At 59.4% G+C, this 24,732-nt stretch carries 15 protein-coding genes; 3 read left to right on the forward strand and 12 right to left on the reverse strand.

Annotation, left to right across the window (positions count from 1 at the left end; translation table 11 throughout):
* Positions 1–53: 53 nt before the first annotated feature.
* The 3 genes from hcp (at position 54) to ACGHP1_RS09025 (ending at position 7,914) form a co-directional block, all read left to right on the forward strand.
* Entirely contained in the window at positions 54–1,634 is a 1,581-nt protein-coding gene (hcp, locus tag ACGHP1_RS09015; RefSeq protein WP_097782211.1) for a hydroxylamine reductase, read from the forward strand.
* A gap of 252 nt (positions 1,635–1,886) precedes the next feature.
* Complete coding sequence (gltB, locus tag ACGHP1_RS09020) at positions 1,887–6,422, forward strand: glutamate synthase large subunit (RefSeq protein ID WP_390509079.1); 4,536 nt, start codon at positions 1,887–1,889, stop codon at positions 6,420–6,422.
* 13 nt (positions 6,423–6,435) lie between these two features.
* Positions 6,436–7,914 (forward strand): glutamate synthase subunit beta, encoded by a 1,479-nt coding sequence (locus ACGHP1_RS09025; RefSeq protein ID WP_390509082.1) that lies wholly within the window; start codon positions 6,436–6,438, stop codon positions 7,912–7,914.
* A gap of 76 nt (positions 7,915–7,990) precedes the next feature.
* Here the strand turns inward: ACGHP1_RS09025 and ACGHP1_RS09030 are convergent, their stop codons facing one another.
* The 12 genes from ACGHP1_RS09030 to ACGHP1_RS09085 form a co-directional block, all read right to left on the reverse strand.
* On the reverse strand, positions 7,991–9,706 hold the full coding sequence (locus ACGHP1_RS09030; RefSeq protein WP_390509084.1) for a PASTA domain-containing protein: 1,716 nt from the start codon (positions 9,704–9,706) through the stop codon (positions 7,991–7,993).
* Positions 9,707–9,716: 10 nt separating this feature from the next.
* Positions 9,717–10,940, reverse strand: a complete 1,224-nt coding sequence (locus ACGHP1_RS09035; protein ID WP_097782215.1) for a U32 family peptidase — start codon at positions 10,938–10,940, stop codon at positions 9,717–9,719.
* Between the two features lie 14 nt (positions 10,941–10,954).
* The gene (gene mltG, locus ACGHP1_RS09040) at positions 10,955–12,094 is read right to left on the reverse strand and encodes an endolytic transglycosylase MltG (RefSeq protein ID WP_390509087.1); all 1,140 of its coding nucleotides are present in this window, start codon (positions 12,092–12,094) and stop codon (positions 10,955–10,957) included.
* A gap of 18 nt (positions 12,095–12,112) precedes the next feature.
* Complete coding sequence (locus ACGHP1_RS09045; RefSeq protein ID WP_097775434.1) at positions 12,113–12,928, reverse strand: hypothetical protein; 816 nt, start codon at positions 12,926–12,928, stop codon at positions 12,113–12,115.
* Between the two features lie 28 nt (positions 12,929–12,956).
* Positions 12,957–13,628: a dTMP kinase gene (locus ACGHP1_RS09050; protein WP_390509089.1), complete on the reverse strand. Its 672-nt coding sequence runs from the start codon at positions 13,626–13,628 to the stop codon at positions 12,957–12,959.
* Entirely contained in the window at positions 13,625–14,404 is a 780-nt protein-coding gene (gene thyX / locus ACGHP1_RS09055; protein WP_120081495.1) for an FAD-dependent thymidylate synthase, read from the reverse strand. The genes ACGHP1_RS09050 and thyX overlap by 4 nt, the downstream gene beginning before the upstream one ends.
* 7 nt (positions 14,405–14,411) lie before the next feature.
* Entirely contained in the window at positions 14,412–17,090 is a 2,679-nt protein-coding gene (locus tag ACGHP1_RS09060) for an ATP-dependent helicase (protein ID WP_390509092.1), read from the reverse strand.
* A gap of 403 nt (positions 17,091–17,493) precedes the next feature.
* A complete protein-coding gene (locus tag ACGHP1_RS09065; protein ID WP_154256136.1) occupies positions 17,494–18,702 on the reverse strand; it encodes a sodium ion-translocating decarboxylase subunit beta in 1,209 nt (402 codons plus the stop codon).
* A gap of 15 nt (positions 18,703–18,717) precedes the next feature.
* Positions 18,718–19,077, reverse strand: coding sequence for an OadG family transporter subunit (locus ACGHP1_RS09070; protein ID WP_005941465.1), 360 nt, complete (start codon positions 19,075–19,077; stop codon positions 18,718–18,720).
* A gap of 163 nt (positions 19,078–19,240) precedes the next feature.
* Complete coding sequence (locus tag ACGHP1_RS09075) at positions 19,241–20,266, reverse strand: rod shape-determining protein (RefSeq protein ID WP_097775429.1); 1,026 nt, start codon at positions 20,264–20,266, stop codon at positions 19,241–19,243.
* A 401-nt stretch (positions 20,267–20,667) separates the two neighbouring features.
* Positions 20,668–22,890, reverse strand: coding sequence for an ATP-dependent RecD-like DNA helicase (locus ACGHP1_RS09080; RefSeq protein WP_390509094.1), 2,223 nt, complete (start codon positions 22,888–22,890; stop codon positions 20,668–20,670).
* Between the two features lie 387 nt (positions 22,891–23,277).
* Positions 23,278–24,651 (reverse strand): MATE family efflux transporter, encoded by a 1,374-nt coding sequence (locus ACGHP1_RS09085; RefSeq protein WP_097782223.1) that lies wholly within the window; start codon positions 24,649–24,651, stop codon positions 23,278–23,280.
* Between the last annotated feature and the right edge of the window lie 81 nt (positions 24,652–24,732).

Raw genomic sequence — 24,732 nt, forward strand, 5'->3', positions numbered from 1 at the left:
CCGCCCCGCTCTGCCCACACTGGCAGTATCTTATGGCAGAAAGGGAGTTTTGTATGGACGAGCAGATGTTTTGTTTTCAGTGTGAGCAGGCGGCGGGCTGCACCGCCTGCACCGGCGCAGCGGGGGTGTGCGGCAAGTCGGCCGAGACAGCCGCCGCACAGGACCGGCTCACCGGGGCGCTCATCGCGTTTGCCGGGCAGCTCATCGCGGCGGGGCGCGGCCCGACCCCGGAACAGGCCCGGCTGCTGATGCAGGGGCTGTTCACCACCATTACCAACGTGAACTTTGACCCCGCCGCCGTGGACGCGCTGACCCGCCGGGTGCACGACGCCAGCCCCGGCACCGGCCCGGACTACGACATGCAGGCCCTCTGGCGGGAACCGGACGCCGACCGGCGCAGCCTGAAATGCTTTGTGCTGTTCAGCCTGCGGGGCATGGCCGCCTACAACTACCACGCCCGGGTGCTGGGCCGCATCGACCCGGAGCTGGACCGGTTCTTCTGTACCGCCCTGCAGGCCGTGGGCGACCCCGGCCAGACCACCGACGCCCTGTGGCAGCTGGTGCAGGCCACAGGAGAAGCCAGCTACCGCTGCATGGAGCTGCTGGACGCGGCCAACACCGGCGCGTTTGGCGATCCGGAACCGGTGCAGGTGCCCCTGACCATTGAAAAGGGGCCGTTCATCGTGATTTCCGGCCACGACCTCTACGACGCACAGCAGCTGCTGGAACAGACCGCAGGCCGGGGCGTCAACGTCTACACCCACTCGGAGATGCTGCCCGCCCACGGCTACCCGGAGCTGAAGCGCCGCTACCCCCACCTCAAGGGCAACTTTGGCACCGCATGGCAGAACCAGCAGCGGGAGTTCGAGGACATCCCCGCGCCCATCCTGTTCACCACCAACTGCATCATGCCCCTGCGCGCCAGCTACGCCGACCGGGTGTTCACCACCTCGGTGGTGGCTTACCCCGGCGTGCCCCACATCGACGAAGGGCGCGACTTTTCCCCGGTGATCGAAAAGGCGCTGGAGCTGGGCGGCTACGCGCAGGACACCCTGCTGCCCGGCCTGAACGGCGGCTCCACGGTGACCACCGGTTTTGCCCGCACCGCCGTGCTGCAGCACGCGGACGAGATCGTGCAGGCGGTGCGGGACGGTAAGCTGCGGCACTTCTTTCTAGTGGGCGGCTGCGACGGCACCCGGCCCAGCCGCCGCTACTACACCGAGTTTGCCCGCCTTACCCCGCCCGACACCATCCTGCTGACCCTGGCCTGCGGCAAGTTCCGCCTGAACGACCTGCCCCTTGGCACCGTGCCGGGCACCGGCCTGCCCCGCATCCTAGACGTGGGCCAGTGCAACGACGCCTACAGCGCCATCCGCATCGCATTGGCGCTGGCCGACGCCTTTGGCTGCGGCGTCAACGACCTGCCCCTCTCGCTGGTGCTGTGCTGGTTTGAGCAGAAGGCCGTGTGCATCCTCATCGCGCTGCTGGCGCTGGGCATCCGGAACATCCGGCTGGGGCCTACCCTGCCCCCGTTCCTCTCGCCGGTCGTTGTGGCTGCCCTGCAGCAAAAGTACGATTTAAAAGCCGTAACAACGCCGGAAAATGACCTGCAGGCCATTCTGGGCAGACATTGAGCCTGCACTGTTCTCACTATAGCTACAACTGACCGCCATACGCGGCGTTTCGCACAAGAAGTGGTGTAAAGCAGTTGTCATATTTGGTGCAGCTGACACTTGAAGATTTTTCAGCATTCAGTATAATAATAGTTACCGGAACAAAGGCGTTCTGCAAGGGGCTATTTTGCCCTTTGCGGGGCGCTTTTCTTTTTTGTCAAAATGCGGAGGGTGCCGCACCGGTGAGGATTTTAGATAAGGATGGGAAAGTCTATGGAAAACTTTACAGAGCAGAAAAACACCCTTGGTCTGTACGATCCACAGTTTGAGCACGATGCCTGCGGCATTGGCGCTGTGGTGGATATCAAGGGCCGCAAAAGCCACCAGACCGTGGACGATGCACTGGCCATTGTGGAACGGCTGGAGCACCGTGCCGGCAAGGATGCCGAGGGCAAGACCGGCGACGGTGTGGGCATTTTGCTGCAGATCAGCCACAAGTTCTTCTCCAAGGTGGCCGAAGAACTGAACATCAGCCTTGGCAACGAGCGCGAGTACGGTGTGGGCATGTTCTTCTTCCCCCAGAGCGAGCACATGCGTGCGCAGGCCATGAAGCTGTTCGAGGTGGTCACCCGCAAGGAAGGCCTCGAATTTCTGGCATGGCGCAAGGTTCCCGTGAACCCGGATGCCGTGGGCCAGAAAGCCCGCGACTGTATGCCTGCTATCTGGCAGTGCTTCATCAAAAAGCCCGCCAAGGTGAGCAAGGGCATCGATTTTGACCGCAAGCTGTACATTGTGCGCCGCGTGTTCGAGCAGGCCAGCAACGGCACTTATGTGCCCAGCCTGTCCAGCCGCACCATCGTGTACAAGGGCATGTTCCTTGTGCACGACCTGCGCCTGTTCTATACCGATCTGCAGGACGAGGATTATGAATCCGCTATCGGCATGGTGCACAGCCGTTTCTCCACCAACACCAACCCCAGCTGGATGCGCGCACACCCCAACCGCTTCATCCTGCACAACGGCGAGATCAACACCATCAAGGGCAACACGGATGCCATGCTGGCCCGTGAAGAGAGCATCTCCAGCTCCATCATGCAGGACGACATGAACAAGATCCTGCCCATCATCAACACTTCCGGCTCTGACTCCGCCATGCTGGATAACGCGCTGGAATTCATGGTGATGAACGGCATGGATCTGCCGCTGGCCGTGATGATCACCATTCCCGAGCCGTGGGAGAACAACAAGAACATCAGCCAGAAAAAGCGCGATTTCTACCAGTATTATGCCACCATGCTGGAGCCTTGGGATGGCCCCGCTGCCATCCTCTTCTCGGACGGCGACGTGATGGGCGCTGTGCTGGACCGCAACGGTCTGCGCCCCAGCCGCTATTACATCACCAAGGACGGCCGCATGATCCTGTCCTCCGAGGTGGGTGTGTTGGAATGCGAGCCGGATAATATTTTGGTCAAGGATCGTCTGCGCCCCGGCAAAATGCTGCTGGTGGACACCGTGAAGGGCGAAGTGGTGGACGACGAAAAGCTCAAGGAGTTCTACGCCAGCCGTGAGCCTTACGGCGAGTGGATCGACCGCAACCTTGTGGAGCTGGCCAGACTGAAAATTCCCAACGTGAAGGTGGAAAGCTACACCGGCGATCAGCTCACCCGCCTGCAGAAGGTGTTCGGCTACAAGTATGAGGATGTGAACACCATGATCCTCTCCATGGCACGGGCAGGCGCAGAGCCTTCCGGCGCTATGGGCACCGACACCCCGCTTGCTGTGCTGAGCAACCAGCATCCGCCGCTGTTCAATTACTTCAAGCAGCGCTTTGCGCAGGTCACCAACCCGCCCATCGATGCCATCCGCGAAAAGGTGGTCACTTCCACCAGCGTGTATATTGGCGCACACGGCAACCTGCTGGAGGACAAGCCCGAGAACTGCAAGGTGCTCAAGGTGCACAACCCCATCCTGACCAGCACCGACCTGCTCAAGATCAAATACATGAACGTGCCCGGCTTCAAGGTAGCCACGGTGTCCATCAACTACTATAAGAATACCAGTCTGGAAAAGGCCATCGACCGTGTATTTCTGGAGGTTGACCGCGCCTACAAGGATGGTGCAAACATCATCATCCTTTCTGACCGCGATGTGGATGAATACCACGTGACCATTCCCAGCCTGCTGGCAGTTTCCGCGGTTTCGCAGTACCTGATCCGCACCAAGAAGAGCACCGCACTGGCCCTGATCCTGGAAAGTGCAGAGCCGCGCGAGGTGCACCACTTTGCCGCTCTGCTGGGCTACGGTGCCTGCGCCATCAATCCCTATCTGGCACATGAGACCATCGGCCAGCTCATCGACGAAGGCCTGCTGGACAAAGATTACTATGCAGCCGTGGAGGACTACGACAACGCCATCCTCAGCGGCATTGTGAAGATTGCCTCCAAGATGGGCATTTCCACCATCCAGAGCTACCAGAGCAGCCAGATCTTTGAGGCTGTGGGCATCTCCAAGGATGTCATCGACAAATACTTCACCGGCACGGTGAGCCGTGTGGGCGGCATTACCCTTTCGGACATTCAGGCCGATGTGGAAGCCCAGCACAACGCAGCCTTCGACCCGCTGGGTCTGGACATCAACATGGAGCTGGCCGACAGCGGCGCACACAAGTTCCGCAGCGGCAAGGAAGAACACCTGTTCAACCCCCAGACCATCCACCTGTTCCAGAAAGCCTGCTGGACGAACGACTACTCGGCTTTCAAGCAGTTCACCAGCACCGTGGACAATATGGGTGCTGACGGCGTGCATCTGCGCAGCCTGCTGGACTTCAACTATGCTCCTGACGGCGGCATCCCGCTGGAAGAAGTGGAGCCGGTAAGCTCCATCGTCAAGCGGTTCAAGGGTGCAGCCATGAGCTACGGTGCCCTGAGCAGTGAAGCCCATGAGACCATTGCCATCGCCCTGAACCGTCTGGGCGGCCGCAGCAACACCGGCGAGGGCGGCGAACCCGAAGAGCGCTACCACAGCGAGAGCAATTCCAAGATCAAGCAGGTGGCTTCCGCACGCTTTGGTGTAACGAGCAAATACCTCGTTTCTGCGGAAGAGATCCAGATCAAGCTGGCACAGGGTGCAAAGCCCGGTGAGGGCGGCAATCTGCCCGGTGCCAAAGTATATCCGTGGATTGCAAAGACCCGCCACAGCACCACCGGTGTGGGCCTGATCTCTCCCCCGCCGCACCACGATATCTACTCCATCGAGGACCTTGCAGAGCTGATCTACGACCTGAAGAACGCCAACCGCAGCGCCAACATCAATGTCAAGCTGGTCAGTGAGGCCGGCGTTGGCACCATTGCGGCCGGTGTTGCCAAGGGCGGCGCACAGGTCATTCTGGTGTCCGGCTACGACGGCGGCACCGGTGCAGCACCGCGTACTTCCATCAAGCACGCTGGCCTGCCGTGGGAGCTGGGCATCGCCGAGACCCATCAGACCCTGATCCTGAACGGCCTGCGCACCCGCGTGCGCATCGAGAGCGACTCCAAGCTGCTCTCCGGCCGCGATGTTGCCATCAGCTGTATGCTGGGCGCAGAGGAGTTCGGCTTCGGCACTACCCTGCTGATGGCCGAGGGCTGCGTGATGATGCGTGTGTGCAATCTGGATACCTGCCCCATGGGCATCTGCACCCAGAACCCGGAGCTGCGCAAGAACTTCAAGGGCAAGCCGGAATACATCATCAACTACCTCACCTTTGTGGCCGAGGAGCTGCGCGAGTACATGGCAAAGCTGGGCGTGCGCACCATCGATGAACTGGTGGGCCGCACCGACCTGCTCAAGGTCAAGCCTGCCGCACCCGGCAGCCGCGCTTCCAAGATGGATCTCGACTGCATCCTGCACAACCCTGCCATCGAGAACAGCAATGTTCACTTCGTGAAGGAGGACACCTACGACTTCCATCTGGAAAACACCCTCGATATGAAGGTGCTGATGAAGAAGTTCAAGCTCAGCAGCAAGAATGCCCAGAGCGTGACGCTGGATGTCTCCAACACCGACCGCGCCTTTGGTGCCATCTTTGGCAGCGAGATTACCCGCAAATACGGCAACAGCCTGCCGGATGATGTTTACACCGCCCACTGTGTGGGTGCAGGCGGCCAGAGCTTTGGTGCCTTCATCCCGGGCGGCCTGACACTGGACCTTGTGGGCGACTGCAACGACTACATGGGCAAGGGCCTGTCCGGCGGCAAGATCGTCGTGCGCCCGCCCAATGGCATCACGTTCAAGCCCGAGGAGAACATTATCACCGGCAACGTGGCCCTGTACGGTGCTACCAGCGGCAAGGCGTTCATTTCCGGCGTGGCCGGTGAGCGCTTCGCCGTGCGCAACAGCGGTGCCACCGCCGTTGTGGAGGGCGTTGGCGACCACGGCTGCGAGTACATGACCGGCGGCACGGTGGTGGTTCTGGGCCAGACCGGCAAGAACTTTGCAGCCGGTATGACCGGCGGCATCGCCTACGTGCTGGACGAGAACTGGGACTTCTACCAGCGCGTGAACAAGGAGACCGTCAGCCTGGAGCCTGTGGAGCACAAGTACGATGTTGCCACCCTGAAAGAGCTGATCCGCGAACATGTGGAGGCCACCGGCTCTCCCCGCGGCAAAGAGATTCTTGACAACTTCAGCGAATTCCTGCCCAAGTTCAAGAAAGTTCTGCCCTACGATTATGACCGTATGCTGCGTGTGATCGCATCCGTTGAGGAGCGCGGTCTGGACGGCGAGCAGGCACAGATCGAAGCATTCTACACGGTGCAGAAGAAGAAGTAAGGAGGGCAGCGTTATGGGTAAGACAACTGGATTTATCGACTATACGCGCAAAACCAGCACGGATGTTCCGCCGCTGGAACGCATTGAAAACTTTAACGAATTTCACGTCTGGCTCTCCCGCGAGGAGCAGCAGACGCAGGCAGCACGCTGCATGGACTGCGGTGTTCCCTTCTGTCAGGCCGGCATGATGATCGGCGGCATGGCCTCCGGCTGCCCGCTGAATAACCTCATCCCGGAGTGGAACGACCTTGTTTATCATGGCAAGTGGGAGCTGGCCATGCACCGTCTGATGGCCACCAACCGCTTTCCGGAGTTCACCAGCCGGGTGTGCCCTGCCCTGTGTGAAGCAGCCTGCACCTGCGGCGATGTGACCGGCAGCAGCGTGACCGTGCGCGAGAACGAGCACGCCATTATTGAGACGGCTTACGCCAAGGGCTGGCTGCACGCCGCACCGCCGCCCTCCCGCACCGGCAAGAGCGTAGCCGTGGTGGGCAGCGGCCCCTCCGGCCTTTCGGTGGCCGAATACCTGAACAAGCGCGGCCACGCCGTGACTGTGTTCGAGCGTGCAGACCGCGTGGGCGGCCTGCTGATGTACGGCATCCCCAACATGAAGCTGGACAAATCCGTCATCGAGCGCCGCATCAAGATCATGCAGGCCGAGGGCGTGGAGTTCCGCACCAACATGGATGTGGGCGGGGCTGTTGCCGCCGAAGAGCTGCTGAACGGCTACGATGCCGTGGTGCTGTGCTGCGGTGCCAAGAAGGCCCGCGACCTGAATGTGCCCGGCCGCGATGCAAACGGCGTGCACTTTGCCGTGGACTACCTGACCAGCGTGACCAGAAGTCTGCTGGACAGCCAGTTCGCGGACGGCAAGGCCATCGATGCCAAGGGCAAGAATGTTCTGGTGATCGGCGGCGGTGATACCGGCAACGACTGTCAGGGCACGGCCCTGCGGCAGGGCTGCACTGATCTGGTGGCACTGGAAATGATGCCGCAGCCGCCCAAGGAGCGTGCAGTCTCCAACCCGTGGCCGGAGTGGCCCCGTGTGCAGAAGGTGGACTACGGCCAGACCGAGTGTCTTGCAAAGTTTGGCAAGGACCCGCGCGTGTACCAGACCACCGTGAAGGAATTTTTGAAGGATGATGCGGGCAATCTGACCGGTGCTATCATCTCCTACCTGAAGCCGGAGCGGAACCCCGAGACCGGCCGTACCAGCATGGTGCCTACCGGTGAAGAATTCACCTACAACTGCCAGCTGGCGTTCATCGCCGCAGGCTTTACCGGCTGCGAAAATTACGTGGCCGATGCATTTGGTGTGGAGCTGACCGCCCGCGGCAACGTGGCAGACCACAGCTTCAAGACCAACGTGGAAAAGGTGTTCGTTTGCGGCGATATGCGCCGCGGACAGAGCCTTGTGGTGTGGGGCCTGCGCGAAGGCCGCGACTGCGCCGCCGAGGTAGACCGCTACCTGATGGGTTACACCAATCTCTAACTAAGCCATTCTCTTTCCTATCCTAAACAAGCAGAAGCGGGGGCCTTTGCAAGGCTCCCGCTTCTGCTTTTGTTTTTTAGTCTGTATTGTATTCCGGTTCCGTGGGGGTAGGATCTGTTGTTTCCGGAGGGGCCGGCTCTGTCGTGGTGGGTTCGGTAGCGGCGGGTTCCTCCGGTGTTACCGTGATCTGCACACTGGGGTCTGCCGCAATATACACGGTGATCACCGTGCCCACTTCCACCTTGGTGCCCGGCTCCTCGCTGGTACGCACCACGCAGCCGGATGCATAGGAGCCATCGTTCACCACCATAAAGCAGCTGGCCACAAGGCCCCGGGCTTCCAGTTCCTTTACCGCGCCATCCTGCGTAAAGCCGATGATATTGGGCATCTCTGCCATCTGCGGGCCTTTGCTCACCACCAGCCGTATGGTCTCCCCTGCCTTGAGCACAGTGTCCGCGCTCGGCTCCTGCTGGATGATCTGGCCCGCCGGGGCGGTATCGCTGTATTCCTCGGTGACGTAGAACAGATACATGCTGGTATATTCCCGGTTGTTCTGCACCTGCGTGTAGTCCATGCCAATAAAGTTCGGCACAAGGTTCTGCGGCACCATCACCTCGCTGCTGGCCGGTTCCGACTCCGCAGCCGACGCGGCAGGCCGGTGGATGTGCTGGCTCAGCACGCTCCACAGCGTGAGCAGAATGAGGATGGACAGCAGGATCACGATGCCCGCCAGCAGCGCTTTTAAGCTGAGCAGATGCTCCTTGCGTTCCGGCTCCTGCGGGGCTGTGCGCACCGGAGTCTCCGGCTTCATGGTGCGGGTCAGCTCGGCGGTGTATTCCTTGGAAGAAAGGGCCTGATACAGCTGCGGCACGGTCTGGATGCGCTCCATGGGCCGCAGGCGCAGGCCCAGCTGCAACACCTGCGAGACGTACAGCGGCAGGCTGCCGTTCACCGATTTTGCGCGTGGGTTGGAGTCTGTCACCATGCGCTGCGCTGCAGGCACCGGGGCCTGCCCGCACACCATGCGGTAGAACACGGCCGCAAGGCTGTATTCATCGGTATAGCGGCCCTCGAACTCTGCGGTGGAATACTGCTCCGGGGCGGAATAGCCTTCGTACAGCTGTTCGTGCAGGCCGCTGCCCGCCGTGCGCAGGCCCACCGTGGCATAGCCTGCCAGACGGCAGCGGTTGTTTTCCATCACGCGGATGTTCTCCGGGCAGATACCGCGGTGCACCAGACCGATCTTGTGCATGGCGGCTACGCCTTCAAACACCGGCTGCAGCATGGCGCAGGCATCGTCCGGGCGGATGGTGCCGGGGTGGTTTTCCAGCCACTGATCCAGCGGGGTGCCGCCCAGATTTTCCAGAATGGCATAAACGCTGTTATTGGCTTCCACCACATCCAGCACGGCTTCCAGGCCATTGGCCGGAGTGATGCGCTGGATGGAGCGGTACAGGTCCGCAAAATCCATACGGGTGGTCTTGAACAGCACCTCACTGCCGGTCTTGGGCCGCAGGGTGCTTTCTGCCGTGCGCTCCGCCGTGAGGGTAATGGGCAGATATTCCTTGATGGTCACCCGGAAACGGCCCAGATTCTCTGCGCCGCGGTAGAGAATGCCCTCGCCGTCGATGCTCAGCATTTCCCCTGCGGTGTAGCGCCCGGCCAGCACGGTGCCCACCGGCAGGGTGCCGCCGGGGTTGCGCCCGGCAAAGCTTTTGCCGCAGTGCGGGCAGCTTTGTGCTGCTCCGGGCAGCGGCTGCAGGCAGTATGGACACAGGCGTGTTGCTTCCATTGTGGTCTCCTTATACCGTTTTGCGCCGCAGCAGGCTCATGGGCGGCAGCTCCGGCGTGGGAATGGTGTATTTTTCCATAGCATGCGGGGTGCTCTCCACCCGTTCACCGGCTTCGTTTTCGATCCACTCAGGGTTCAGCGGAATGCTGCGGCCATCCGGGCAGAGGGCTTCCAGAGTGTCGCCCAGGCTCCACTTGCCGCGCTGCTGGCAGGAGGCAACGCCGTTCTCCCAGCCGTCCACCGTGCCCACAAACTCCCACTCGCGGATGTAAGTAGCGCTGTCGGTGGCCTGTCTGGCCTGCTCGCGGCCAAAGTAGAAGCCCGGCGAGTAATGGCGGTGGCTGGTACGGGTAAGCTCCTCGTACACTTCAGCAGGCAGCTCAAAGTTGTCGTTGAGCGGGTCGGCCAGATAAGCGTCCAGCGCCCTGCGGTAGGCGGCGGTAACGCTTGCCACATAGTAGAAGGTCTTGGCACGGCCCTCGATCTTCAGGCTGTCCACACCTGCCTTGCAGATCAGATCAAGGAAGGGCGCGGTGCACATATCATTGGCGTTGAGGATGTAGCTGCCGTTCTCGTTCTCGCCGATCTCGTACAGCTGGCCCGGACGGGTCTCCTCGCTGAGATAGTATTTCCAGCGGCAGGGCTGGGCACACTGGCCGCGGTTCGCGTCGCGGCCCGCCATGTAGTTGGAAAGCAGGCATCGGCCCGAAACGCTCATGCACATAGCACCGTGCACAAAGGCTTCAATCTCCAGCTCCGGCGGTGTTTTATCGCGCAGGATCGCAATATCCTGCAGGGACATCTCACGGGCCAGCACCACGCGCTTTGCGCCCATGTTGTAGGCGGCGCGGGCCGCAGCCCAGTTGGTGATGCCTGTCTGGGTGGACATGTGCACATCGATGTCCGGTGCAAAGGTCTTGCAGGCATCCAGCACACCAAGGTCTGCCACGATAAAGGCATCCACACCGGCCTTGGCTGCTTCCTTGATGGCCTCGGGCAGGCGGTCGGCTTCCTCGTTGGTGGGCAGGGTGTTCATGGTCAGGTAGACCTTGCGGCCGCGGGCGTGAGCGTAGATGACACCCTCGGCCAGCTGTTCCGGCGTAAAGTTGGCCGGAGCAGACCGCATTCCAAATTCAGGCAGGCCGCAGTAAACGGCATCGGCACCGTAGTTGATGGCATAGCGCAGGCGTTCCAGATCGCCTGCCGGGGCCAGCAGTTCCGGGATTTGCAGCATAGTTCAAATTCCTCTCATTTTTCCGTATTCACAGTTTTGTTCACTTGTGCTGCCTTCTGGCAGTTTGCGTTGTGTTCGCTCAGGGTGCGGGCATAATAATAGCTGCCCTTGAGGTCGGTCACAAAGAAATAGGCATCCTTGGCTTCCTCATTGGGCTGGGGGGCCAGCGCTGCCCTGATGGCCGCAATGCCGGGGTTCGAGATCGGCCCGGCAGGCAGGCCCTTGCAGCTGTAGGTATCATACGCAGCCACGATATTTTCCGGGATATGATCCCAGCCGCCATAGTAGGGTGCCACCCAGTTCCAGAGGTAATTGTTGTCACTGTCGCTCTGGATGTGGCTGGAGGTGTTGCTCTGCAGGCGCGGGTAGGGTGAATCCGCAGCCAGACGGTTGCGGAACACCTGTGCCACGTTCGAATCCTGACTGTTTCCTGCTTCCTCCTGCACAAAGGATGCCAGTGTGATCAGCTGGGGCAGGGTCATATCCTGCTTTTTAAGTTCTGCATACATCTCATCGGTGATCTGTGCATCGAACTGGGCATAGAAAGTGGCTACATAGTTGTGCACGGTGTCGTCCTTTAAGAATTCGTAGGTCTCCGGGAAGAGATAGCCCTCGCACTTCATAAAGCGGTCCGGCGCATCGGCATCGTCCGGCACGTACTGCCAGAAGGTGTATTCGCTGAAATCGCCCTCGTTGGCTTCCTTCAGGAAATCCTCGGCGCTGCACAGCCCGGCGGCTTCCATCTTCTGGGCAATGGCAATGGCCGTGGTTCCCTCTGGGATGGTCACGCGCACCGTTTCGGCCTTGGCGTAAGTGGACAGGACCGCAATGATGGCATCGTAAGAACAGGCGCTCTTCTGCAGGGTAAAATCGCCATACTGCAGCTTTGATGCCGCACCCTTTTGCCCCACATACCAGCGGAACAGATAGGCCGAGCGGATCACACCTGCATCCTTGAGCTTTTGCGCAATGACGGAAACGCCGCTGCCCTGCGGGATGCTCACCGTTACCTCCATGCCGGGTCTGCCATTGCCGCTGATCTCGTTGTGCGCAAACAGCAGCGCCCCGCCAACGGCCAGCGCCAGCAGTACCACCAGCACCAGCAGGATCTTCCCTACACCGCCTTTTTTGCGGGTGTTTTTTTCGTGTGCCATAAGCACCTTCCTTTTATCTTAGTTTTCCAGCATCAGGCGCATGTAGCTTTCGGCTACATCAAAGGGTTCGGCATCAAAGCGGATCATGCCGTAGTCCTGCCGGGTGCCCTCGCCGAGGAACAGCGGCTGGGATGCGCCCACGGTAATGACCGCCTTTTCCACAATGACTTCCTTTTCGCGGGCGGCTTCCATCAGTACTTCGGCGGCGCGGTCATTGTCGGCCTGCAGCTCCACAAAGTAAAGCGTATCCTCCTTGCGGAAATAAATACCATAGCCGTGGGCGCTGGAAACGATGGTGGCACCGGAGGAGTACAGATCTCCCAGCACCACGGCCATGCGCTCCGGGGTCAGCTGCACGGTATCGGGCCAGAAGCGCTCCCGCAGCTCACACAGCTTTTTGGCGGTGACGGAATCAAACTCCGCCTGACTCCACAGGTTGCGCTCCACCTCGCGGGGAAGACAGCGCAGGGCGAAGGCCCATGCAAAGCCCTTATCCTGCAGCAGTGCGGCCTGCTCCGGGCTGGTGGGCACTGCCACCGTAAACCCTGCGCCGCGCAGCTTCTGCTGGGCACACAGATAGTCCACAAGGCCCGCCAGGATCAGGCTGCCCTCGCCGCACAGACCGTACAGGTAGGTGCCGCTGCGGCCCTGCAGCGTGACCGGCACAGCCAGCGCCACCGCAGCGATCTCATCATTTTCCTCGGCCACATAGACGTTCTGCTCGCCTGCAAACTGCTCAATGGCCTTTTTGGCAAATTCTTCTGATTCATTGCGTTGGCTCTGCCATAAAGCCAGCACTGCCGGTTTATCTTCCGGCTGCATCAAACGATACATCTGTCAGGATGCCCCCTCTTATCGAAAATTATGTCAGCTGCTTCAACACGATCTCCTGCACTTCAGCCTGAATGTCTTCGATGCTGCGCATGTTGTCCCCGCTGGTGCAATGCACGACGGCCCAGCCAAGGTGCGCGGCACAATACTCGGCGGCGCAGCGGCTGCGGGCAAGATACTCGGTATCCTTCTCGTGCACATCCTTCCTGCTCTCATCGCCGTGGTAACGCTGGGTCATAAGCTTCTGGCTCACGGCGGGGTCTACCTGTAAGTAGATCACCTCATCCGGCGCAGGCAGGCCCAGCAGATGGAACTCAAAATCAAACAGCCAGCCGAGAAAACTCTCCCACTGCTCCGGCGGCAGCTTGGAACACTGGTGCACCGCGTTGGAGGTGGTGTAGCGGTCGGCAATGATGATGCCGCCATTCTCGTAAAAACTGCCCCAGTCCTTTTTGTAGCTGGCATAGCGGTCCACCGCATAAAAGCTGGAGGCTGCATAGGCGTTTACATCGTCCGGGTGCTGGCCGAACTGCCCTGCCAGATACATTTTTACAAGGGCGCTGGAGTCGCTCTCATAATTCGGGAAGGTGATCTCCCGCACAGAAAAGCCCCGCTCCTTTAAATGTGCTGCCAGCAGCTTTGCCTGCGTGGCCTTGCCGCTGCCGTCCAGCCCTTCCAGTACGATCAGTTTTCCCTTGCTCATACGCCTGCAGCCTCCTTGATGGATGCATATTTTGCGCGCACCTCGGCGGTTTTGCCGCAGCACATTTTTCCCTCCGGGCAGGGGCCGGATACACAGGCCGGGCCGGACTTTGCAAAGATATGCGGTGCCACCGGATACACCAGCTCGAACATCTTTTCGGCCAGCTCCCGGATCTCCCACTGGGCGCGGCTGCAGCAGCGCAGGTGGAAAAAGTTCTGCAGGCTGCGGGCATTCATGGTGACCACCATCTTGGTCTCGCAGGCGTTGGGCAGTACAAAGCGGGCATCCTCGTTGGCCTGCTTGCTGGCCTTGGCGCGGGCCTGCTTTTCCGGCATTCCTTCGGCCATCAGGCGGGCGGTGTGGCCTTCTTCCAGCTTGTGGGCAAGGTCGAGGTAGCGCTTTGCGTCCTCTTCCATGCTGGCAAGGAAAGCTTCCTTTGCTTCCGGGATGGCTTCGATCTCGGGCGGTACCACATAGCGGAAATCGTCCAGCCGCACATAGCGCTGGCTCTGCACGCTGAAGGATGCAATGCGGTGGCGGGTGATCTGCGCCAGCAAAGTGCGGCTGACCCCCTCGATGCCAAAGGTGAAGCTGGCATGTTCAATGGGGCTGGCATGGCCCAGATCGCTGAGCATGGTCAGGAACTTCGCGGTCTTTTCCTCGGTCAGGCCGTCCAGCAGGTCGGTGATGTGCGCATCGGAATAGCAGAGCTTTGCCGCTGCAGCCACCACCTTTTCCGGTTCCGGGGTATGTGCGATCAAACGAACAGTCATCATAAGTGTGTTATTCCTCCGCAGTGATTTTGGTCAGGGGCGCAAAATTGGCCATGGTCTTTTTGATGCCCACCTTTTCAAAGTTGATCTCCACGATCTGATCTCCGGCGGCAGGCTTCACAGCCACTACCTGACCGCGTCCGAATACCTTGTGCTCCACAAGATCGCCCGGCTCATAGTGTTTTGCGCCTTTTGCAGCGGTTTTTGCTGCCGGTGCGCCCGTAAAGGAGATTTGCTTTGCAGATTTTTTCTGCGTTGTTCCGTCAGAATATGCAGAACTGTAACCAGAGCCATATCCAGTACCTGCGCCGCTGCGGCCATAGCCGGAACCGTATCCGCTCTGGCTCTGGCCCCGGTTTGCATAGGCCGAGCCAAAGCCGCGGCCCTCGCCCGCGTTGTATTCGCGGTTCAGGTAGCCGCTGCGATTGCTATAGCTGCTTCCGTAGCCGCCCGTACCGTACCCACTGGCGCTGCGGCCCCATCCGGACGGCCCGGAGTAACCGGACGCACCACCGGGCACCGTATCACGATAGCTGTCGCCCCAGCCGCCAAAGCGGGAGCGCTGTTCCAGTACCGGGCTACGGGTCTCCTCGATATACTCCGGCTCGATCTCCCGCAAAAAGCGGCTCGGTTCGTTGCGCTGGGTGCGGCCATACAGCATCCGGGAAACGCTGTTGGAGATGTACAGCTCCTTCTTGGCGCGGGTGATGCCCACGTAGGCAAGGCGGCGCTCCTCTTCCAGATCGGCCTCGGAATACTTGCTCATCTCGCTGGGGAATACGCCCTCCTCCATGCCAATCAGGAACACATACGGAAATTCCAGACCCTTGGCGGAGTGGATGGTCATGAGCACCACCTGATCGGCACTCTCGTTATAGCTGTCGATATCGCTGATGAGGGCGATATCTTCCAGATAGCCTTCCAGCGTGGCTTCCTCACCGTGCTGGTCGCAGTAGTTCTTGACGTTGTTCACCAGCTGACCAAGGTTCTGCAGGCGGTCAGCCGCATCCTCGTGGCCCTTGGCTGCATCGGCTTCCAGCATGGCCTTATAGCCGGTCAGCTCGATCACATCGGCTGCAAACTCGTCCAGCGTGCGGGTCTCCAAAGAATCCTGCAGGCGCTGATAGATCTGCCAGAACTTGAGCAGCGGCATTACGGCGCGGCTGAGCTTTGCATATTGGTCGGCATGGCCGATGATGTCCAGCATGCTCACGCCCTCCTGCGCGGCCAGATCGGCAATCACCTCCACGGTGGTGGCACCGATCTTGCGGGCAGGCTCGTTGATGATGCGGCGCAGGCGCACATCATCGCGGGGGTTCGCCACGATGGACATGTAGGAATGGATATCCTTGACCTCTTTGCGGTCGTTGAAGCGCTGACCGCCCACGATCTTGTGGGGGATGCCTGCACGGGTAAAGTAGCTTTCGATGGGGGCCGATTGGGCGTTCATGCGGTAGAGGATGGCGTGGTCGGCCAGATGTCCGCCCTCTTTCAGGTGCTGGCCGATCACATCCGCGATGTGGCTGGCCTCGTCCTGCTCGTTCTCGGCGGTGTACACCTGCACCTTATCGCCCTCGCCATTGCTGGTCCACAGGGTCTTGCCCTTGCGCTCGGTGTTGTGCTGAATGACACAGTTCGCAGCGTTCAGGATATTGGACGTAGAGCGGTAGTTTTGTTCCAGACGGATGGTTTTGGTGCCCGGGTAAATGCGCTCGAAATTAAGGATGTTCTCAATGGTAGCGCCGCGGAAGCGGTAGATGCTCTGGTCATCATCGCCCACCACGCAGATGTTCTTTTCCGGGCCGGTGAGGAGGCTCACCAGACGGAACTGCGCCACACTGGTGTCCTGATACTCGTCCACCAGCAGATAGCGGTATTTGTTCTGGTAAAAATCCCGCACATCCTTGTGCTCGGCCAGCAGCTGCACGGTCTGGTAGATCAGGTCGTCAAAGTCGAATGCTCCGGCTTCCTTCAGGCGCTTTTCGTAGGCCGCGTAGATGCGGGCCGTCAGCGCGCCTTTGGTATCTTTTGCGGGGCTGGCAAGGGCCTGTTCCGGGCTGACAAGCTGATCCTTCCATCGGCTCATCTGGTTGATCGCAGCCTTGATGGGCAGGAACTTATCGTCCACATTCAGGTCTTTGTAGACAGCCTTCATCACGCGCTGGGAATCATCGGTATCGTAGATAGTAAAGCTGCGCGGGTAGCCGATCTCCTCCGCCCAGCGGCGCAGGATGCGTACACAGGCCGAGTGGAAGGTGGAAGCGAACACTTCGTCGCCCTCCTCGCCGCCCAGCATCCGGCGCAGACGTTCCTTCAGCTCCCCTGCTGCCTTGTTGGTAAAGGTAATGGCCATCACGTTCCAGCTGCGCACAGCGTTCTGGCGCAGCATCCCGTCCAGCCAGCTGGGGGCGGCAGTGCCGGTCATGATGGCGTTGCGCAGAGCCTTGATATCGTCCTCCGTGGCCGGGCGCGGTGTCTGTTTGGAGCCGTGGGCCGAGCCGAACCGGATGAGGTTTGCAATGCGGTTTACCAGCACGGTGGTCTTGCCGCTGCCTGCACCAGCAAGGATGAGCAGCGGGCCATCGGTGGTGAACACTGCCTGCCGCTGCATATCGTTCAGGCGGCCAAACTGTTTTTCGATATAGGTATCGCGCAGAGCGCAGAATTCCTGTGTGAGATCTGTTGCCATGGTTTCCCCTGTTCCTTTTATGTTTATACTATCAAAATACAGTATACCACATTTCAAAACGATTGAGAATAGCCGCCGCGTTCGCTCTGGCTATTTTCAGCGGAAAAAATATTTTTATAATTTGTAACTCCGAAAAGCCTGCGGGCTTTTCGGAGTTACTTTTTCACGAAAGAGGTCGTAGAGAAAAATTGCATCTGATAAAACAGCAGCCGTTTTTCGTTACGGCCTTTTTGTGAAAATGTGTTTGGAGCAGCCCGCAGGCTGCGACAAACACGAAATAAATAATATAATTTCCTTATTTTATGCCCAAAGCAAACGCGGCGGGCATTTCAAATCGTAAAACAAAAACCGCCCGGCAGCTCTTGCGAACCGACGGGCGGAAAAAATGCTTTTCAGAAAGCGCTTAGCTGAAAATGTTGATCAGGATACCAGCAGCAACGGCAGAGCCAATAACACCGGCCACATTGGGGCCCATTGCGTGCATCAGCAGGAAGTTGGAGGGATTCTCGCTCTGGCCAACCTTCTGGGAAACGCGAGCGGCCATAGGCACAGCGGAAACGCCTGCGGAACCGATCAGCGGGTTCACCTGACCGCCGGTCAGCACATACATCAGCTTGCCGAACAGCACACCTGCGGCAGTGCCGAAGGAGAATGCGATCAGGCCCAGCACGATGATGAACAGGGTGCGGGTGTTCAGGAAGGTGTTTGCAGAGGTGGTGCAGCCAACGGACAGTGCCAGGAAGATGGTGATAATGTTCATCAGCTCATTGCCGGCAGTCTTCTGGATGCGATCCACCACGCCGCACTCCTTCATCAGGTTGCCCAGCATCAGCATACCCACCAGAACGGCGGCATCCGGAACGATCAGGGAAACGATGATGGTGACCATGATGGGGAAGATGACCCTCTCGGTCTTGGAGACGGTGCGCAGCTGCTTCATCACGACGGTACGTTCCTTCTTGGTGGTCAGTGCCTTCATGATGGGCGGCTGGATAACAGGCACCAGCGCCATGTAACTGTAGGCCGCCACAGCGATGGAGCCCAGCAGCTCAGGAGCCAGACGGGAGGTAACGAAGATAGCGGTAGGACCGTCTGCACCGCCGATGATGGCGATAGCAGCAGACTGCTTCTGGGTGAAGTCCACCAGACCGGTAGCGGTCAGCAGGCGAGCGCCCATGTAAGTACCGAAGATGCCGAACTGAGCAGCAGCGCCCAGCAGCAGGCTCTTGGGGTTGGAGATCAGGGGTGCGAAGTCGGTCATGGTGCCGATGCCCAGGAAGATCAGCGGCGGGTAGATGCCCAGCTTAACGCCCATGTAGAGCATATCGGCCAGACCACCGTTGTTCAGGATCTCCACCCACATGGGGTGTTCCAGACCGTCACCGACGAAATATTGCATGTGGATAACGCCGCTGCCGGGCAGGTTTGCCAGGATCATGCCGAATGCCATGGGCAGCAGGATCAGCGGCTCAAACTCTTTGACGATGGCCAGGTACAGCAAAAAGCAGCCCACGCAGATCATAACTGCGTACAGGTAGCCGCCCGGCTCGCCAAACTTCGCAAAGCCGGAGCTTTGGAAAATACCGACCAGAGTATCAATAAACTGTGTCATGCTCTTCCTCCTCTGTTAAAACGGTGCGGTGGTGTCGTTTACACCCGCATTGCCCCAGCCGTTCTTGCTGCGGCGCACAGCCTTGAGGGTGTACTTGCCGTTGCCCATTGCATGGATTGCTGCCATAATGGCGGCGATCACATCACCGGGAATGCCCTCTTCCACCTGAGGAGCGGGAGCAGCTGCGGCCTGCTGCACGGGTGCAGCGGGCTGTGCAGCGGGAGCCTTGGCGGCTTCCTTGGCAGCCTTCTTCTTTGCGTTCATCGAATCGAAGATCTTGCCTTCCAGCGTGATAATCGCCATCAGCAGGATAAGGATCAAGAACACCAGTACGATGCCGGTAATGGTAACGACCACGTCAAAACCTAAATCCATGGTTTTCCTCCTGTTTCTTGTATACTGCGTCCGATACAAGATCGTCAGCAGAAAATCAATTTGGGTACATTATACCTTATTTTCCAATTTATTTCAACAAAAATAGATATTTTTTCTTTTTGGCGCTTTTGTTCAGATTCATGGATAAATGGTGCAGCTTTGATTATCTGCGGCCAATGCGGGGCGTTGCATCCAAAAAGCCGGTTTCCAGCTTGTCGTTCAGGCCAAGGCTCATGGCAGTGCCCAGTGCCACACAGTTGACGGGATCGGGCGAAACCGTCACCTCCACCTTCAGCTCTTCGCTCAGGTATTCGGTAAGGCCGTGCAGCTGTGCACCGCCGCCGGTCAGCATGACACCATTGCGGAAGATATCGCCTGCCAGTTCCGGAGGGGTCTTTTCCAGCACCTGATGGGCCGCGGTGCCGATCTGCTCGCTGAGCATCATGACCGGTTCGTACAGGTCGTCAGTAGAAACATTCACACGCACCGGCAGGCCGGTGAGCAGGCTGCGGCCCTTGATCTCCATGGTCTCGTGGAAATCAGTCTTCTGGGGGCAGCAGGCCACGTTCTTTTTCAGCTCTTCGGCGGTGCGCTGGCCAATGGCAACGCTGTACTTGTTGCGCACGAACTTGAGGATCTCTTCGTCGTAGTGGTTGCCGGCCACGCGCACGCTGGTGGCCTTGACCTTGCCGCCCAGAGAAAGCACTGCAATATCGGTGGTGCCACCGCCGATATCAATGATCATGCGGCCCTCCGGCTGGGTGATGTCGATGCCGGAGCCAAGGGCAGCGGCAATGGGTTCGTCGATCAGGTACACCTGACGGGCACCAGCGGCCACCACAGCCTCCACCACGGCATCGCTTTCAATGCCGGTAATGGCGGCGGGCACACAGACGGCCACGCGGGGCTTGACCATGTGGGAGCTGTACACCTGCTTGACAAAACGGCAGATCAGCTCACGGGTCATGGTATGGTCACTGATCACACCGTCCTTCAGCGGGAAGATGGCAGAAATATAGTTCGGGGTGCGGCCCACCATAGCAAGGGCCTTATCGCCTGCTTCCAGCACGGTCTTCTTGCGGGTATCCATTGCCACAACGCTGGGCTGGTTGAGCACAACGCCCTTGCCCTCCTGCGCAATGATAATGGTAGTGGTACCAAGATCGATACCGATATCGTTCTGTGCCATAAGTTCTTTTTTCCTTTCTCTGGTTTCTCTATCGAAACAACGGCCTGTTGATGCAGGCCGGAAATCATACCAGCCTACAGTATAGCATAGTTGCCGTAAAAAGTATACCGGTTTTGGCGCAATGCAACATTGTCACCGTTCACTCCGTCCCGCCTGCGCTCGCCAGACCACCAGCGTGAGAAGCCCTCGCACTTCCCGTCGGGCTTTGCTGTCGATTCCAATTGCAGCCTGCACTTTAGACATGGCTTCGCGCATCTTGCCGGAGCGAACGGTGCCGATGCCATCAGGACGGCAGATAGTTTCTCCAGCGAATGACCGGGAAGTGGGGCCCCGATACGAAGTATTGGGGCGGAACCGTGGGTTCCGGGCTGTTCGCGGAGAAAGCTATCTGCTGGCCTGCCCTATTCTGCTTCCGTCTGTTCCGGCGGCAGCTCTGCCTGCAAAAGATAGGCAAGGCCGCTGTAGCGCAGGTTCTGGCGGATGTTGCCCATCATGCGGTTCACAACGTCCCTGCGGCCCGCCACGATGCACAGCTTCCGTGCACGGGTAACGCCGGTGTAGAACAGGTTGCGGTAGCACAGCCGCGGCGGAACCTGCGCCACCGGCAAGATCACCGCCGGGAACTCGCTGCCCTGACTTTTGTGTACCGTGATGGCATAGGCGATCTCCAGCTCGCCCAGGTTCTCTGCCGGGTAGACCAGCCGCTTGTCATCCATGCGCACCACCATGGAGCGATCCCGCGTGTTGATGCTCTCCACAATGCCGATGTCGCCATTGTAGGCACCCACGCCCTGCTCCCCGCCAATGCGGTTCCAGATGATCTCGTAATTATTGCGCACCTGCATCACCTTATCGCCCACGCGGAACACCCGGGCGGCGCTTTGCAGCTGGGGCTTGCCCGTCTGTTCCGGGTTCAGCAGGTTCTGCAGTTCCACATTCAGTGCCTGTGTACCGGTAGGGCCAAGCTTGGTGGGGCACAGCACCTGAATGTCCCGGATCGGATCGAAGCCGTAGCTGCGCGGCAGGCGGGTGGTGACCAGATCACACACCAACCGCTGGGCCGCATCTCCGTCCGATTCCAAAAAGAAGAAGTCGTCGGTCTTACCGCCCTTCTGCAGCGGTTCACCTGAGATGATGTGGTGGGCGTTCTCCACGATCAGGCTGCGCTTTGCCTGCCGGAAGATCTCGTTCAGGCACACGGTGGGCACCAGCCCGGAGCGGATGATCTCGCCCAGAATATTGCCGGGGCCGACGCTGGGCAGCTGGTCGGCATCACCTACCATGATAATGCGGCAGCTGTAGCGCAGCGCTGCGATCAGGGCCTGAAACAGCTTCACATCCACCATGCTCATTTCGTCCAGAATGACCACATCGCACTTGAGCAGGTTCTTGTCGTTGTGGATAAAGCTGACCACGCCGCCGGTGTAGTCCACCTCCAAAAGACGGTGGATGGTGCTGGCCTTGCGGCCGGTCAGCTCACTCAGCCGTTTAGCCGCGCGGCCGGTGGGCGCACACAGGGCCACCCGTTCCGCCTGATCTTCCAGCAGCTGCAGAATGGCGTTGACGGTGGTGGTCTTGCCGGTGCCGGGGCCGCCGGTGAGCACAAGGCAGTTCTCGGTCATGGCTTTGCGGATGGCTTCCTTCTGCAGGGGCGCATAGGCAAAGCCCTGCGTCAGTTCCAGAATTTGAATGTTTTTATCCAGCCCGTGGGCGGTATTCTTGCCCCGTTTTGTCAGCATGGCAAGCCGGGCAGCAATGTCCTCCTCGGCTTCCAGCAGGTCGGGCAGATAAATATACGGTGTGCCGTCAAACAGCTTCACCCGCAGTTCTTCGGTGCGGATGCACTCGTCCAGCGCAGCAGCCAGCTTTTCCGGCGGCTGATGGATAAAATTGGATGCCGTTTCCAGCAGCTGGATGCGCGGCAGGCAGGTGTGGCCGTTGCCCGCGTTGTGGCGCAGGGTGCGCAGCAGGGCCGCTTCCAGCCGCTGGGCGCAGTCGCCTTCCATGTGGTAATACTGGGCAATGCTGTCCGCGTGGCGGAAATCCAGCTGCAGCGGTTCGCCGCAGAGCAGATAGGGATTTGCCGCAATGGCCTGCATGGCCCCGGGGCCGAAGGTGCGGAACACTTCCATCGCGCGGCGCGGGCTGATCTCGAACTGCGCCAGATAGGCGATCAGCTCCCGCATCCCAAACATCCGCTTGAACTCCTGCTGGATGCGGTCGGCCTTGTCCGCCGAGATGCCGGGTACCTGCGTGAGCCGGGCCGGGTCGTTGGCGATCACCTCAAGCGCCTCGGCACCGAACAGGTCGATGATCTTATCCGCCGTCTTGGCCCCGATGTACGGCAGTGACCGGCTGGCAAGGAAGGCGTACACCGCTTCCAGATCCTTGGGCATGTCGGTCTCGCACTCCTGTGCGTGGAACTGGCGGCCATAGGTGGCGTGGTTCTCGTAGCGGCCGCGGCAGACCACGCTTTCGCCCGCGTGCAGTTCGCCCACAATGCCGCACACCACCGTGACCACACCGCCGCCGGACACCTCGAACACCATATAACCGTTGTCGGTGTTCTCGTAGATGATGTCCTCCACGGTGCCCTCGATCTGTTCCAGCTGCTGCTCTGCCATGCGCTCACCTCCTGCCAAATTACACAATCATAAGTAGTATAACGCTTTTGGCGGGATTTGTAAATCATCCGGGCAGACTGCAGTGCAGCTCTACCGTGGAGAAACACATGATACAGTGAGAAATATATAACTTACTTATGTTTCTTTTTGCCAGTGTATCAGGTTGATACACTGGCCTGCCCTGATACACTGACTCACTGTATCAATCAAGGGGCACTGTATCAGCTTGATACACTGTATTTTTCATCGCATCAGCGTCAATAATCCGTCACTGTATCAGATAACACTCCCACAGTAGCACCTGATAAAGTTCCCTGAAACCAAGGGCTGCCCTACAGCCCAAACAGCAAAAAAGCTCCCCTTTGCAGGAGAGCTTGCGAACATTCTTTAAGCGTTTGCGGTGCGGGCATCGTGTTCCTTCTCGATGTCCTTTTCCTTCTGCAGGCGTTTGCGCACCACAAAATAGGCCGGAATGAGGAAGAAGCAGGCAAAGAACCATGCCACCGGGCTTGCGATGCAGGCCGCAAAGTAGCCCCACAGCGGCACGAACCAGAAGCCCACCATGGCGCGGGCGATCATCTCGGCCACACCGGCAAACATGGCAAGGCCGGAGAAGCCCAGACCCTGAATGGTGTAGCGGTAGATAATGAGCACCGCCAGCGGGATGTAGAATACGCTGTTCCAGAAGATGAAGCTCTGGGCATTGGCCATAATGGCGGTCTCGCTGGCATCCAAAAACAGGCCGATGAGCAGCTTATCCGTCACGCGCAGGATGAGGAAGGACGCAATGCTGTATACGCAGCCGATGCCGAGGGCGGTGTACACACCCCGGTCCACACGGTCCAGGTCCTTTGCGCCCATATTCTGGCTGGCATAGGTGGTCATCGCTGTGCCGATACTCTCCAGCGGCACGCACAGGAACTGCGCCGCCTTGCCGCCGGCGGTCTGCGCGGCCACGATGTCGCTGCCCAGACCGTTCACCGCACCCTGCAGCACCACGCTGCCAATGGCCGTAATGCTGCACTGCAGGCCCATGGGAATGCCCATGCTGCACAGCTTTGCGCAGTGGGTCAGGCTGAAACACCCCTCTTCCCTGCTCCAGCGCAGCTCCGGGTAGTGGCGCAGGATGTACAAAAGACTGCCCAGACCCGCCACGGCCTGACTGACCACAGTGGCAAATGCCGCACCGAATGCCCCCATCTGGAACACGATGATGCACACCAGATCCAGCCCGATGTTCAAAAAGCTTGCCACCAGCAGGAAATACAGCGGGCGCTTGCTGTCGCCCAGTGCACGCATCAGGGCGCTGGTCACATTATAAAGCAGAGTGAAGGGGATGCCTGCAAAAATGGTGCGGATGTAGATATCCGCAAGGTCGATGATGTTTTCCGGGGTGTTCGTCCACACCAGCACCGAGCGGGTCAGCGCCACAGTGACAATGGTCAGCACCACCGCAAAGAAGATGGACAGCCACACGGTATTGGCGGTGTAGCGGCGCATCTCCTTGTAGTCCTTTGCGCCGAAAGTCCACGAGATGGGGATGGAAAAACCGCAGGCGATGCCGTTCACAAAGCCCAGCACCAGATAGTTCAAACCGCCCACGCTGCCCACAGCGGCCAGCGCTTCCACGCCCACAAAGCGGCCCACGATGATGGTATCGGCCAGATTGTAGAACTGCTGGAACAAGCTGCCCAGCATCAGCGGCACCGCAAATGCAAGGATCAGCTTGAGCGGACTGCCTTGGGTCATATCCTTTGTCATAGTATAAAATCCTCCTGCCACACTGGGAACCGGCTTGATGTCGTGATTTTTGCCGTGAAAAACGCCCTGCCGGAAAGGGGC

It is taken from the genome of Faecalibacterium sp. i21-0019-B1 (assembly GCF_042852915.1).
Lineage (GTDB): Bacteria > Bacillota > Clostridia > Oscillospirales > Ruminococcaceae > Faecalibacterium > Faecalibacterium taiwanense.

Excerpts from the sequence above, each read along its gene's own strand:
- gltB (WP_390509079.1), top strand. The coding sequence starts at position 1,887 with ATGGAAAACTTTACAGAGCAGAAAAACACCCTTGGTCTGTACGATCCA.
- ACGHP1_RS09075 (WP_097775429.1), bottom strand. The coding sequence starts at position 20,266 with ATGGCACAGAACGATATCGGTATCGATCTTGGTACCACTACCATTATC.
- ACGHP1_RS09025 (WP_390509082.1), top strand. The coding sequence starts at position 6,436 with ATGGGTAAGACAACTGGATTTATCGACTATACGCGCAAAACCAGCACG.
- mltG (WP_390509087.1), bottom strand. The coding sequence starts at position 12,094 with ATGGCACACGAAAAAAACACCCGCAAAAAAGGCGGTGTAGGGAAGATC.
- ACGHP1_RS09060 (WP_390509092.1), bottom strand. The coding sequence starts at position 17,090 with ATGGCAACAGATCTCACACAGGAATTCTGCGCTCTGCGCGATACCTAT.
- thyX (WP_120081495.1), bottom strand. The coding sequence starts at position 14,404 with ATGATGACTGTTCGTTTGATCGCACATACCCCGGAACCGGAAAAGGTG.
- ACGHP1_RS09080 (WP_390509094.1), bottom strand. The coding sequence starts at position 22,890 with ATGGCAGAGCAGCAGCTGGAACAGATCGAGGGCACCGTGGAGGACATC.
- ACGHP1_RS09050 (WP_390509089.1), bottom strand. The coding sequence starts at position 13,628 with ATGAGCAAGGGAAAACTGATCGTACTGGAAGGGCTGGACGGCAGCGGC.
- ACGHP1_RS09085 (WP_097782223.1), bottom strand. The coding sequence starts at position 24,651 with ATGACAAAGGATATGACCCAAGGCAGTCCGCTCAAGCTGATCCTTGCA.
- ACGHP1_RS09045 (WP_097775434.1), bottom strand. The coding sequence starts at position 12,928 with ATGTATCGTTTGATGCAGCCGGAAGATAAACCGGCAGTGCTGGCTTTA.
- ACGHP1_RS09065 (WP_154256136.1), bottom strand. The coding sequence starts at position 18,702 with ATGACACAGTTTATTGATACTCTGGTCGGTATTTTCCAAAGCTCCGGC.
- hcp (WP_097782211.1), top strand. The coding sequence starts at position 54 with ATGGACGAGCAGATGTTTTGTTTTCAGTGTGAGCAGGCGGCGGGCTGC.
- ACGHP1_RS09035 (WP_097782215.1), bottom strand. The coding sequence starts at position 10,940 with ATGCTGCAAATCCCGGAACTGCTGGCCCCGGCAGGCGATCTGGAACGC.
- ACGHP1_RS09030 (WP_390509084.1), bottom strand. The coding sequence starts at position 9,706 with ATGGAAGCAACACGCCTGTGTCCATACTGCCTGCAGCCGCTGCCCGGA.
- ACGHP1_RS09070 (WP_005941465.1), bottom strand. The coding sequence starts at position 19,077 with ATGGATTTAGGTTTTGACGTGGTCGTTACCATTACCGGCATCGTACTG.